Origin of the sequence: Longirhabdus pacifica, from assembly GCF_004115085.1 — a bacterium.
GTDB lineage: Bacteria > Bacillota > Bacilli > Paenibacillales > DSM-105158 > Longirhabdus > Longirhabdus pacifica.
In genome coordinates, this window is the sequence record NZ_QXJP01000003.1 from 48,818 (window position 1) to 62,455 (window position 13,638).

At 36.7% G+C, this 13,638-nt stretch carries 13 protein-coding genes; 1 reads left to right on the plus strand and 12 read right to left on the minus strand.

From position 1 onward, the window contains the following. Positions 1 to 57: 57 nt before the first annotated feature. Positions 58 to 759: a class I SAM-dependent methyltransferase gene (locus tag D1Z92_RS02920; RefSeq protein WP_128894163.1), complete on the minus strand. Its 702-nt coding sequence runs from the start codon at positions 757 to 759 to the stop codon at positions 58 to 60. A gap of 100 nt (positions 760 to 859) precedes the next feature. Then, positions 860 to 1,552 (minus strand): class I SAM-dependent methyltransferase, encoded by a 693-nt coding sequence (locus D1Z92_RS02925; RefSeq protein WP_128894164.1) that lies wholly within the window; start codon positions 1,550 to 1,552, stop codon positions 860 to 862. 325 nt (positions 1,553 to 1,877) lie between these two features. Between D1Z92_RS02925 and D1Z92_RS02930 the strand changes: the two genes are divergently transcribed. After that, entirely contained in the window at positions 1,878 to 2,732 is an 855-nt protein-coding gene (locus tag D1Z92_RS02930) for a DUF4915 domain-containing protein (RefSeq protein ID WP_128894165.1), read from the plus strand. Positions 2,733 to 2,869: 137 nt separating this feature from the next. Here the strand turns inward: D1Z92_RS02930 and D1Z92_RS02935 are convergent, their stop codons facing one another. The 10 genes from D1Z92_RS02935 to D1Z92_RS02980 all read right to left on the minus strand — a co-directional run bounded on the left by D1Z92_RS02935 (position 2,870) and on the right by D1Z92_RS02980 (position 13,588). After that, the gene (locus D1Z92_RS02935; protein WP_128894166.1) at positions 2,870 to 3,307 is read right to left on the minus strand and encodes a YlbF/YmcA family competence regulator; all 438 of its coding nucleotides are present in this window, start codon (positions 3,305 to 3,307) and stop codon (positions 2,870 to 2,872) included. 70 nt (positions 3,308 to 3,377) lie between these two features. Next, on the minus strand, positions 3,378 to 4,931 hold the full coding sequence (gene miaB / locus D1Z92_RS02940; protein WP_128894167.1) for a tRNA (N6-isopentenyl adenosine(37)-C2)-methylthiotransferase MiaB: 1,554 nt from the start codon (positions 4,929 to 4,931) through the stop codon (positions 3,378 to 3,380). A gap of 222 nt (positions 4,932 to 5,153) precedes the next feature. After that, a complete protein-coding gene (gene pduL, locus D1Z92_RS02945) occupies positions 5,154 to 5,723 on the minus strand; it encodes a phosphate propanoyltransferase (protein WP_128894168.1) in 570 nt (189 codons plus the stop codon). Positions 5,724 to 5,858: 135 nt separating this feature from the next. Next, on the minus strand, positions 5,859 to 6,725 hold the full coding sequence (locus tag D1Z92_RS02950) for a 2-oxoacid:ferredoxin oxidoreductase subunit beta (RefSeq protein ID WP_128894169.1): 867 nt from the start codon (positions 6,723 to 6,725) through the stop codon (positions 5,859 to 5,861). Then, positions 6,725 to 8,461, minus strand: coding sequence for a 2-oxoacid:acceptor oxidoreductase subunit alpha (locus D1Z92_RS02955; RefSeq protein WP_128894170.1), 1,737 nt, complete (start codon positions 8,459 to 8,461; stop codon positions 6,725 to 6,727). Before D1Z92_RS02955 ends, D1Z92_RS02950 begins: the two co-directional genes overlap by 1 nt. A gap of 238 nt (positions 8,462 to 8,699) precedes the next feature. After that, positions 8,700 to 9,650 (minus strand): dipeptidase, encoded by a 951-nt coding sequence (locus D1Z92_RS02960; RefSeq protein ID WP_164931429.1) that lies wholly within the window; start codon positions 9,648 to 9,650, stop codon positions 8,700 to 8,702. A gap of 73 nt (positions 9,651 to 9,723) precedes the next feature. Continuing rightward, the gene (locus tag D1Z92_RS02965; protein ID WP_128894352.1) at positions 9,724 to 9,984 is read right to left on the minus strand and encodes a stage V sporulation protein S; all 261 of its coding nucleotides are present in this window, start codon (positions 9,982 to 9,984) and stop codon (positions 9,724 to 9,726) included. Positions 9,985 to 10,108: 124 nt separating this feature from the next. After that, positions 10,109 to 10,906, minus strand: coding sequence for a TIGR00282 family metallophosphoesterase (locus tag D1Z92_RS02970; protein WP_164931446.1), 798 nt, complete (start codon positions 10,904 to 10,906; stop codon positions 10,109 to 10,111). A 282-nt stretch (positions 10,907 to 11,188) separates the two neighbouring features. After that, positions 11,189 to 12,730 (minus strand): ribonuclease Y, encoded by a 1,542-nt coding sequence (gene rny, locus D1Z92_RS02975; protein WP_128894173.1) that lies wholly within the window; start codon positions 12,728 to 12,730, stop codon positions 11,189 to 11,191. 201 nt (positions 12,731 to 12,931) lie between these two features. Beyond that, positions 12,932 to 13,588: a regulatory protein RecX gene (locus D1Z92_RS02980; RefSeq protein ID WP_128894174.1), complete on the minus strand. Its 657-nt coding sequence runs from the start codon at positions 13,586 to 13,588 to the stop codon at positions 12,932 to 12,934. Positions 13,589 to 13,638: the final 50 nt, after the last annotated feature.

Genomic DNA, 13,638 nt, shown 5'->3' on the forward strand with positions numbered 1-13,638 from the left:
TTTTAATGTGGAGTTCATATACTAGTATAGATCATGCAATTGCTAATGATAATCACTTTATAGTCCAGAAGAATGAATAATATATTTCATTAACTCATCTCGTTTTTCGCTTTTTTCAACAATAATACCTAGACCATTATTGGATTCTGCACGGTGAAAGCTAACATTCCATTTCGTTTCGTTTAGAAAATCCTCCACTGCTGTCAGCACGCCATTTTTTTCTCCACCTTCTTGCTCTGCGTTAAATAATGTGGCATTGAATCCCCCTTCTTCTAGTAACGATGACTTCCCTTGCTCTATTCCTTTTTTGGCATGCGGTTTAATATATTCTTTTGGGATGGTATCAGGGTTATAGTACATATCTCTTCTACCGTATGGCCATTCAATGTCATGTAAAATGATAATAGGGAACCTCCCCATTTTGTTTGCTTTTTTCTCAATCTCTTTTAACTCATGGTAAACGGTATACCAATTATGATCTCCATCTACTAAGACTAAATCATAGTCATCTTCAATTTCCGGCAATGCCTCCAAACTCACATGCGCAAGATGTACAAAATGAGATTGATATACTTGCTTATAGGATGGCACATCGAATAATGGGAGTGGATCAATAACATACACTTTACCGTCAAAATGTTGACAATATTCTAATAGTTTTACCGTATGCAGTCCTCTCTCTGCCCCTATTTCCACGATGACCTTTGGCTGCTCCGTTACGAGTATTAACTTTGTTAGTTTACTCCAGAACCTATTCATGTTTTTATCTTCCTCCTATTTTATTACCTAGATACATGAAGAAATAATCATGTATGATATTGTAATGTGTTGCTTTTGTTAGTAATCATGCTGTAGCAACTTACAGTCCAGATGTTTTCATGACGTATTTCATCCACTGCTTATGATCTGATGTATCAGGGTAAATAATAGACAGCCCATTACATGTTTCAAATTGGTAGTGTGAACATGAAAATGGTGTTTCTTTCAAAAAATCTTCTATTGCCGTCAGTACGCCATTTTTTTCCCCACCTTCTTCTAACGCGTGGTAACACATAGCATTAAAACCACCACTTTCCGCTAGTTGCGATTGTCCAGCAATCATGCCTTTCTGAGCGTAGGGATGACGGTAGGAATCTGGAATTTGCTCAGGATCTAAGTACATGTCACGTCTCCCGTAAGGCCAAGCTGTATCATGTAATACAACAAGTGGGAACTGACCTAATTGACTTGCTTTCTTTTCGACCATTTTCAAGTCATGATATACCGTATACCAATTATGATCTCCATCCATTAGCACAGCATCATAATGTTGAATTTGCGGTAAAACATCTTTTGACTCATCTGAAAAATGACATAAGTGATCTTTAAACACTTTACTAAATGGACTAACATCTAAATTTCCATCTACTACATACAATGTACCTCTACATTGCTTACAATAATCAAGCAGTTTGGTCGTAAACACCCCATTTTCGGCACCAATCTGTACGATGCGCTTAACATTTGCATGCAAAAATAGAGGCTTTAACATTTGGTTCCAAAAGCGATGCATATGACAAAATCCTCCCATACATTTAAAGCTTCCTTTTTCTCCTTATAACTTACGACTATACTGTATTACTACGTTATCCACGTTTCATTACCTGCTGACTCATGACACAGGTAAAATCTTTTATTTGTCTTTTATTTGTTTTGTAACCCGTCATGCTGATGCCTTATATACTTTATGCAAGCAAATATGAAGATGATTACATTATCTGAAGGAGAATTAAAATTTGGCTTTACATATCAACGTATTTTCGCCACACATTTACCTCCTAAGCTGCATACAATGAGTTGAATGATGGCTATAACATGGATCAATGGAGGTCAAATAGATGCAATGTAAAGTCTCACTGAAAGAAATTTCATTTCCACACCCTTTAAAACTGATCATTAGTTGTTGTAACGCTAATGGGGGAATATATCTTCTTTCATGCTACGATCAGCAAATAGATATGATAAAAGTATCCAATAAAGATACAAGAGGAATCGAGCGGGTTGGTGATCACTTTTATGCTGCACATCAACAATTAGGAAGTATAGCGAAATACAACCTTCATTTCGAGTTAGTAGAGCAATATGCTCCGTCAGGTGGATTAAAAGATTTGCATGGGATGACGTATTACAAAGATCACTTATATATTATGGAGACAGGTGCAAGGTTAATTGGGAAATATGAATTAAGTCCGCTAAAAAAAATAGATGAGATTCCCTTGCATAGAAAAAATCATTCCAATGATTTGATTTTTCACAACGATCTGCTATACGTTTCTTCGTTTGCTGACATAAGAAATCATCCTCATACGACCAACAAAGCCCCCCTACTCAATAGCAATCAAGGAGTCGTAACAAATTACTTATCAGAAAAACAAGAAGAACTTGGTATTTACTTATTCGGGCTCGTTCAACCTCACAGCATTATGTTTTATAAAGATGAAATGTATTTTTGCAATTCCGGAACGATGGAAGTAAGAAGAGAAGAAGAAACCATTATAAAGTTCAAAGCAGGTTATATGAGAGGACTTGCTATCGATGATGAATTCGTCTTTATCGGAGAGAGTATCTCACGTAATAAAAGTGATCTTACTGTAAATCAATGTGGGTTCCATATTTACGATAAACGAACAAATAAAGCGGAGTTTATTAAGCTTCCTTCTACAGAAGTGTACAGTATTAAATTTATATCTTAACATACTACGTTACACATTACATGATTTAACACTTCAACTATAGGCTAATAATAAAATGAATAAAGACCCTACAGCGTGGTTTTCACTACACTATAGGGTCTATTTTTGATTTTGAAAAAGAAGTAGGGATCAGCTCATCACGAATTAGATACAGGCTGATCTTCTTCCAATTGTATTTTTTCAGCTAAACTATCTTTAATAATAGACACGACTAATTGCAATAAATAATTGATATCACTTTGCGATTGCTTAAATTGTTGAACAAGTGGTATTTCATCTAGCTCATTCTCTAATGCTTGCATTTCACCTTCGATTTTCTTTATCATGTCATCATTTTTAAAGTATTCGAAGCCTACCAATTCTTTTTGCTTCTTTTTAATACTTTGTATTAAGGATTGAACATGTTCATTATCTTGTATTTTCTTCTCGGCTTGTTGATAAGCAATAACCTCATCTGAGGTTCCGATAAGCGCTGATAATTGCTTCGTACTAGCCATAATATCCTCTCTTACGACGAGGTTAATCGATTGATGCTTCTTCATGCCACATTCCCCTTGCTTCTCTTTCTGTTCCATGGAAACAACTCCTATATCATTATTCATTCACTGACCCATCATGTTTTGTGATCATAACAGTGATAAGACTTTATATTGCAGCAGATTTTTCTTCCTCCATACGATCTCCTTTTAACAAGAACGTTTGTGCAGAAGTTATTTTCACGTTAACAAACTGTCCGGTTAAGTCTGCTGAACCCGAAAAATGCACTAGTTTATTGCCTCTCGTTCTACCTGTTAGCATGTGCTTCTTATTTTTGCTTTCACCTTCTACCAACACTTCAACAACTTGGCCTACTAATTGCTTATTCTTCTTCAAACTCTGTTCACCTAACAATTCGTTTAAGCGGTAGAGACGCTGTTTCTTCACGTCCATTGGCACGTTATCTTCCATTTTTGCAGCAGGCGTTCCTTCTCTTGCAGAATAGATAAACGTATACGCTGCATCGTACTCTACTTCACGAACGAGATCCATCGTTTGTTCAAACTGTTCATCTGTTTCTCCAGGGAAACCAACAATAATATCCGTTGTTAGCACGACGTCTGGAATACTTGCTTTAATTTTCTTCACTAGTTCAGAATAATGTTCCCTAGTATACTTTCTACTCATGATTTTCAATACTTCCGTACTACCAGATTGAACCGGTAAATGAATGTGTTCCACTAAATTACCTTTCTTAGCCAACACTTCTATGAGATGATCATCGAAATCACGAGGATGGGATGTTGTAAAACGAACGCGTGGGATATCAATTTTATGGATGTCATCCATTAGATCCCCTAAACCATAATCCATATCCACAAAATCTTTGCCATATGCATTTACGTTTTGCCCTAGTAATGTAATTTCTTTAAATCCTTGTCTAGCTAATTCACGTACTTCATTAATGACATCTTGTGGAAGTCTACTTCTCTCTTTCCCACGAGTAAATGGTACGATGCAATACGTACAAAATTTATCACAGCCATACATGATATTAACCCATGCCTTGAGCCCTTCCCGCTTTTTCGGCAAGTTCTCAATAATGTCACCTTCTTTGGACCATACTTCCACTACCATCTCTTTACCAAAATGAGCTTCTTGGATAAGATGTGGCAGACGATGGATGTTGTGCGTACCAAATATAAGATCCACATGGGCATGTTTTTGTAAAATACGGTTGACAACAGATTCCTCTTGAGACATACATCCACATACACCTAAAATAAGGTTTGGATTTTCACGTTTTAGCGTTTTCATATGCCCTAGTTCACCAAACACTTTATCTTCAGCATTTTCTCTAATTGCACATGTATTGAGCAAAATAATGTGCGCTTTTGTTCTATCTTCTGTAGCTCGGTAACCCATTTCTTCCAGCATACCGCGCATCGTCTCTGAATCATGTTCGTTCATTTGACAGCCGTACGTTTGTAGCATATAAAATTTACCTTGACCAAAATGCTGCATTTCTTCCGATATAGCCTCATTATACAACACTTTAATTTCTTCTTTACCACGCTGCTTTTCTTGTCTATAGGAAGGCTCAGAAAGAATATTAATTTCTCTGCCTTTAATTCTAATGATTTTTCCATCTTCGTTTTCACGAATTATTTTTGCGTCTGAGAAGTTAAAGTATTCACTGTAGTCCTTCGTTTCTTTATTCATTACAAATCACTTCCCACCTAATAAAATGGTTTACATACATTATGACATTATATCATGTCTTGATGCTAGAATCCATGAATCCATGCTACAAACGTAGTTCAAGTTAATACAAAAAGACTGAACTGCCCTCATATGAAGGTTACATTCAGTCTTTTCGTCGTGGTTGTTGCAAGTTAATCAGATAAGCGGTAGTGCTTATTGTGTTCATACGGTAGTGAGGAACTAGTCCAAAATAACCGCCGTTTCACCTGTTTTCACACCAGCCGCATTGCCTTCGTCCGTATCAATATGAAAATCTAGTGCATACTGGTCGGATACACGTGCAATTACATCGTCAAATGTTAGTGGTCTTTTCCCTTTTAATTGTACGCGTAATAATTGCTTGTCTTTAATGTTCCATCTTTCCGCGTCTTTCGTGTGAAAATGAATATGTCTTGCAGCAATAATCACACCAGTTTCTAACTCCACTTGACCCTCAGGACCGATAATCGTCACACCTGGTGTTCCTTCAATGTGACCTGATTCTCTAATTGGTGGGCTCACCCCAATCGCAAATGCATCGGTTTGAGACAATTCAATTTGCGTATGTTTTCGAGCAGGACCAAGTATACGTACTTTTGAAAACTCACCCTTTTTTCCTTTAACAGCTACAGTTTCTACTGCTGCAAATTGACCAGGTTGAGATAAATCTTTTAATATAGTCAGCTCATATCCTTTTCCAAACAATGTAGCGATATGTTCTTCTGATAAGTGTATATGTCGTGCAGATACACCAATTGGTACTTCCTTCATGTCCATCTTACCTTTCAGCAATTTTATTACTTATTACAATAATATTTTATTACAGTAATATTAACTTAAACATTATAACTATTTTGTTTCATTAAAGCAAAAAACATGTGAATGAATCCACATGTTTTCACAAATTTATTGAAATTCTGCCACCAGTTGTTCAAACTTTTCTTTGTTTAATGCAATGTCTTGATTCGCTAACCCTTCTTCTTTAAAGCCAGATAAGAGTTGTTCGTAACTTCCTTTATCTTTATCTTGATAAATGAGCCCGCATGCTAAACCGTCCGTTTCCATAATTTTCGCCATCGCCATCGTGCGGTTGTTCGAATCATAACTGGATTCATCATCAAGATTTACAATGTTTTCTTTAAACCAATCATACGTATTGATTTTATTGAACGTCACACATGGACTGAATACGTTAATGAAAGAGAAGCCTTTATGTTTCATTCCTTCTTCAATCAAATGTGTCAACTGTTTTAAATTACTAGAAAAGGATTGAGCCACGAACGTTGCACCTGCTGCTAGTGCCAATTCTAGTGGTGCAAGTGTGGATTCGATGGAGCCTTTTGGTGTACTCTTTGTTTTAAATCCAGTTGCACTTCGCGGTGAAGTTTGGCCTTTGGTCAAACCATATATTTGATTGTCCATTACGATGTACGTAATATCCATATTTCTTCTAATCGCATGAACGGTGTGACCCATTCCAATCGCAAAACCGTCACCGTCACCACCTGATGCTACTACGGTCAACTCCCGATTTGCCATCTTCACACCTTGTGCAATCGGTAATGCACGCCCATGAATGCCGTGAAAACCGTATGCATGTACATAACCAGAAATCCTTCCCGAACAACCAATACCGGATACAAGTGCTAAATCTTCAGGTTCTAACCCTATATTAGCCGAAGCACGTTGAATCGCAGCTTGAATGGAGAAATCACCACAACCCGGGCACCAATTTGGCTTTACTTTATTACGAAAGTCTTTAAACGTTGCCATTAGTTGCTCACCTCCTTACAATGACTATAAATTTCAGCTGGCAAAAATGGATTTCCATCATACTTTAACATGCTGTTAATTTTCTCATGTTGATTAATGTTAAGTTTCACGAGTGAAGCAAGCTGTCCCGTTGCATTGTTTTCTACAATGACTACTTTTTTCGCTTTATCAATATGTGGTTGTAATTCTTTTGCGGGGAATGGATTCATCAAACGAACCGTAATATGATTCGTTTTCAAACCATCCTCATGTAAACGAACTCTTGCTTCATCGATTGTTCCGATTGTAGATCCCATACCGATAATTAATAAATCTGGTTCCTCTGCTTCTGCTTGCACTTTGATTGGGTCCGTCACTTGTAGGTTTTCTAACTTTTTCATTCGTTTATCCATCATTTTTTTACGATTCACTGGGTTTTCAGAAGGTCTACCTTCTTCATCATGCTCTACACCAGTAACGTGGAAAATTCCATGTTTTGTACCTGGCTTCACACGAGGCGAAATACCATCTTCTGTGAATTCATAACGCTTGAAAAGATGTTCCTTATCTGTTTCCGATGCCTCTTCTAACAATTTTCCTCGATCTATTTCAACTTTATCAAAATCTAACATCTCTGAAGTTTGTTTTCCTAGTGATAACTGCAAGTCTGTTAATACGATAACAGGACATTGATATTTATCCGCCAAATTAAATGCTTCTACCGTATCATAGAAACACTCTTCTATCGTACTTGGGGAAAGGACAATTTTAGGAATTTCACCATGCGTTCCATAAATCATCGCGTTCAAATCACTTTGTTCTTGTTTCGTAGGTAATCCTGTACTTGGACCACCTCGTTGTGTATCTACGATAACAATCGGCGTCTCTGTCATACCTGCTAAACCAATTGCTTCTGCTTTCAAAGAAAGTCCTGGACCAGCAGATGCCGTTAATGCACGAACACCAGCGTAATTAGCACCAATGGTCATCGTTGCAGCAGCAATTTCGTCTTCCGTCTGTATCACAGTACCACCTAGCTCAGGTAAGCGCTTAATAAGGTATTCCATAATTTCAGATGCTGGAGTAATAGGATATGCTGCCATGAAACGGCAACCTGCTGCTACTGCTCCTAGTCCTATTGCTTCGTTCCCTATCATAAATAATCTTTTTTCACCATCAGCTGGCTCTAATTTAAAATCTTCGATTAATGTGCCTGCTTCTTCAATGATATACGATGCGCCTTTTTCTACGGCTTCATTGTTCTTTTCTACTACAGCATTTCCTTTTCTGCTAAATTCTTGTTCCACAACTTCCTTCACTGATTCGATCGGAAGTCCCAATAAAGCAGCGGAAGCGCCTGTTGCCACCATATTTTTCATTAATGATGTACCTAATTCTTCAGCAATAGCTGTAAACGGAACTGCAAACAATCTTGCATTAATATCATCATCTTTTGTTGGTTTAAATTTAGCATCCGCAATGATGACTCCGCCATCACGCAATTCAGGTGCATTTAAATTAATAGTCTCTTGATCAAACGCTACTAATATATCTAAATCATCTGAAATTGAACGAATTGGTTTCGTACCAATTCTTATTTTATTATTGGTATGCCCGCCTTTAATACGAGAAGAAAAATGTCGATAACCGTATAAATAATATCCCATGCGATTTAACGCAGTTGAAAATATGCGATCCGTACTTTCTAATCCTTCCCCTTGCTGTCCACCAATTTTCCACGATAGTTGGCTAACCACTACGCCCACTCCCTTTTAATCTGTTAAATGGAAATATTAAATTTCGATAAGGATACTTACACTATTCGATAAAAAAAATTGTTCACTGTATATTCATAATATGATTTTAAGCAAAAAAAAACAAGGCATGAATGTGAACTTTCATATAGCTATTTTAGATCAAATTCATGCCGCATTTAGATTGATTGCGCTTTCATGCTTTCACACCCGTATACTATACTCATCGTCCCTCTAAAATCTAGGGTAGCCATTTCATGAAAAAATCAAACCAATTTTTCCAAAGAAATTGATGCACTTCTTCTTCACTATAGTATTTACATAGATTGTTGACTAGATTGTTGTATTTTCCCGAATCTTCTAAATCTAACGTCCACTGTGCAATACCATCAAAATCAGATCCAAAGCCGATATGTTCTTTCCCTTTCATCGCACAAATATAATCGATATGTTTTAGCAGTGTCGATATATTCGCCTCATCTGGGTGACTTGAAATAAAGTATGGCACAAAGTTAAGACCAATCATACCTTTTTGTTCAATGATGCATTTTAACTGTTCTCGCTTCAAATTCCTGGGATGATTACAAATGTCAAATACGTTCGAATGTGACGCTATATATGGTTTGCTTGTCGTTTCCGTCAGCTCCCAAAATGATCTTTCAGATAAATGAGATACGTCTAAAATAATGCCAAGTTCGTTACACTTTTGGATAAAACGTTTTCCTTTTAACGTCAGTCCTGCTTGTCTTGGCTCTTTTACCCCATCAGCTGCCCAATTGCCGAAGTTCCACGTTAAGCTAACGCAGCGAATCCCTAATAAGTACAGCAGCACGGCTTTATTCAGATCGCCATGCAGGACATCTGTACCTTCCATCGTTAGCATAGCACCTATTTTTTGATGCTGTAGGGCGTGCATTAAGTCCTGCTTGCTTTTTACCCAATGCATATTGTGATTGGACTTTATAATACGCTCGTAAAAGTTCGTAACGTACTGCAGGACACTCTCAAATGAGGTGTGAGGGTCTTCTTCCGATAAATAAATAGCAAAACACTGCATTAACGTATTGACTTCACTCAGGCCTTTATATGTGACATCGAGATGCTTGTCTGCATCGAACGTTAGATCTTTATTGTAGTACATTTTTAACAGTGTATCACAGTGCGCATCTATGACACGAAAATGGTGTTTCACATGCATTCCCCTTTCTTTTTTAAACAAAAAAAAACTGTTTACATAATGTAAACAGAATACGTTCCGTATTTTTTTATCTAGGTTCAACAATTAACTTAATCGCCGTTCGATCTTCTCCTTCAATCGTAATATCTGTAAATGCCGGAATACAGATGAGATCTACACCACTGGGCGCAACAAAACCTCTTGCTATTGCAACCGCTTTTATTGCTTGATTTAAAGCACCGGCACCGATCGCTTGTAATTCCGCTGTTCCCCGCTCCCTAAGTACACCTGCCAATGCACCAGCCACAGAATTTGGATTGGATTTTGCTGAAACTTTTAATACTTCCATCATTCAGTACCTCCTCAAATGGTTGGGTATGTTAATGATCGCAAGTTTGATTCATTTTCAGTAGTTATTAATATTCGTGAAGTTTTAAAAAAATTCCTCCTGATGAAAAGAAAAATTTATATATTTAGTCAATTATCACCTGATTTTCATATATTCTAATTAATTTCACTTTGTTGGAATTTCCTGTTTTTTCGTCTATTTCAATCAATAATGCATGAAAATGCCATTTCCCATTGTCTGCATTAAAACGAACAGGAAGTTGAGTCAAAAACTTTTTGATTACTGCAGTTCTTTCCATACCCAATATACCTTCACTTGATCCTACCATCCCCACATCTGTAACATATGCTGTACCATTTGGTAATATGACCTCATCATGTGTTTGCACATGGGTGTGTGTCCCAACCACGGCAGATACTTTACCGTCCAAATACCATCCCATCGCTATTTTCTCGGACGTTGCTTCAGCATGAAAATCCACGAAAATACAGTTACTTTCTGATTTCACTTTGTCTACGATGCGATCTACCGTTTGAAACGGGCATTCAATCGCAGGTAAAAACGTTCGTCCTTGTATATTGATGACAGCTAATTTCTTTTTTTGCTGATTTTTAATAACCGTATATCCTCTACCAGGAGTCCCTTGTGGAAAATTAGCTGGTCGAATTAAACGTTGTTCATCATCTATAAATTCAAATATTTCTTTTTTATCCCAAGTATGATTACCCATCGTAATGGCGTGTACACCTTGATTAAAAAAATCATGGGCAATATCTTTTGTAATGCCTTTACCTGCTGCGGCATTTTCACCATTAACAACAACAAAGTCAGGTAAGTATTTATTTTTCAAATAAGGAAGCGTTTCCTTTAATGCTTTTCTTCCTACAGAACCTACAATATCTCCTACAAATAACAGCTTAATAATGTCCACTCATCCTTTTGTTATAAATTGATTAAAAATGTCATGTGCTCGACATGACATTGTGATTTAGCATAATGTTGAATGAACTTATTCAACCAACTTATGACCACGATACATAAGATGGAGAAATTTCTACTTCTCTACCTATACGCCTAGCTACTGAAGCGTAACCTTATATTTCATCATTTCTTCATCTTACATTTCTATTCATCATTTTTTAAATTTTATCTATATACTATGAAAAGTGGCTCGAAGGCCACTTTTCATTGTGTATCATCTTATTTATTTTGCATATTCTACTGCTCGTGTTTCGCGTATTACTGTTACTTTAATATGTCCCGGATAATCGAGTTCGCTTTCGATTTTCTTCGTGATGTCACGAGCTAATGTAAACGATTCTGTGTCATCAATTTTTTCTGGTTGTACCATAACTCTTACTTCTCGTCCTGCTTGTATCGCATAAGATTTTTCTACTCCATCAAACGATTCTGTTATATCTTCAAGCTTCTCTAAACGTTTTATATACGTTTCCAACGTTTCTCTTCGTGCGCCTGGTCTTGCCGCAGATAATGTATCTGCCGCTGCAACTAACATGGAAATAATGGAAGTTGCTTCACAGTCTCCATGATGTGACGCTATGCTGTTAATGACAACAGGATGTTCTTTGTATTTCTTCGCTATTTCAACCCCAATTTCAACATGGGACCCTTCCACTTCATGATCCAATGCTTTACCGATATCATGAAGCAATCCTGATCGTTTTGCTAAGGTTACATCTTGCCCTAACTCACTTGCCATCAACCCTGCTAAATATGCCACTTCCATAGAGTGTTTCAACACGTTTTGTCCATAACTTGTTCTGAACTTTAATCGACCTAATATTTTTATTAGATCTGGATGCAATCCATGAACACCGACTTCAAATGTTGTTTGCTCACCATACTCACGAATACGCTCGTCAATTTCTCTTCTTGATTTTTCAACCATTTCTTCAATTCTTGCTGGATGGATACGACCATCCGCAACTAATTTCTCTAATGATGTACGTGCAATTTCTCTTCGAATTGGATCAAAACCAGATAAGATAACAGCTTCTGGAGTATCATCGATAATTAAATCAATACCTGTTAGCGTCTCCAACGCACGTATATTGCGTCCTTCACGACCAATGATTCTTCCTTTCATTTCTTCATTAGGAAGGGAGACAACGGAAACTGTAGTTTCTGCCACATGATCTGCTGCAGATCGTTGAATAGCAAGTGTAATAATTTCTCTTGCCTTTTTATCTGCTTCTTCTTTGGCCTCTTGTTCAATATCTTTAATCATCTGCGATGTTTCATGACGAATTTCTTGCTCCACGTTATGCAATATTGTTTTCTTTGCATCTTCTATGGATAACCCTGAAATACGCTCTAATTCTGATATCTTTTTTAATTTGATATCTTCGATTTCATCCCGGGTTTGTTCGATTATCTTTTCTTTATTGTTAATTTTTTCTTCTTTACGCTCAAGTGAATCTAACTTTTTATCCAGCGATTCCTCTTTTTGTACCAATCGTCTTTCCAGCCGTTGTATATCCACTCGTCTTTCACGAATGTCCTTTTCTGCTTCATTACGCAGTTTGTGTACTTCATCTTTAGCCTCTAAAACGGTTTCTTTTTTAAGTGCTTCCGCTTCCTTTTTCGCATCTTTTACAATGTTTGAAGCAGCTTCTTCAGCACTAGAGATTTTCGCTTCTCCAAGAGATTTACGGATAAAATAACCGATTCCTAAGCATAAAACACCAACAACAAGAATGATAATTATCCAAAGGAGATTTTCCATGTCCTTCACCTCCTGCTGACACCAAGGCTTGCTTGGGAATTTTCGGCTTTTAACCCTATTAATATTCATTACCATTTCAGCGAACTCAATTAACATTCTCAAAAAACTGAACAATTAATCCGAGTGTGTACATATCACACTACTTCATTGTAGCTTTAGTAAATTCTTTTTGTCAAGAAAGGTAAGATAGTGTCTTGTATTTTATAGGTTGGATTCATTTTCTATTTGCTTTACAATTTTACTGGATATTTCCATTGTATACCCTTTTCTTAGTAAAAATGATATCGTTTTATGTTTTCTTTTTTGTATACTCTCATGTTGAAGCAAATGCCATTTTTTTATTCCTTGTTGCAAAGCAACATTAAATTCTTCTTCACTGTTTAGTTCGGACAGTGCCTCTTGAATGAAACTATCTTTTATTTTTTTTGCTTTTAGCTCTATTTCAATTCTTTGTCGTCCTTTTTTCTTTATTTTCATTTGATCTTTTGCGTACATTTTTGCATAGGATTGATCATCCACATACTGTTGTTTTTTTAATTGCTGGATGACTTCTGCACAAAGATGAGGATCATATTGTTCAGCAAGTAATTTTTCTTCTATTTCATATGCTGTCCTCATCTTATAGCTTATCCATCGCATTGCACGTTGATAAGCTTGATTTATTTCTTCTTCTTGTGTCACTTTCATCATTTGTTCTGCGTCTATGGATAATCCTTTTATGAGTTGGTGTCGCACTAATATGTCTTCATGAACGGTAAAAGCGTATTGATCCTCTATGTATATTTGATAACGTTTCTGCTCTTTATCTAAAACAACAGCAGTAATAATTTTTTTATTATTGTTATTGTTCAAATCCATATACCTTCTCCCACTTCCATTGCACTCATGTATACTATTCTTCTATATCG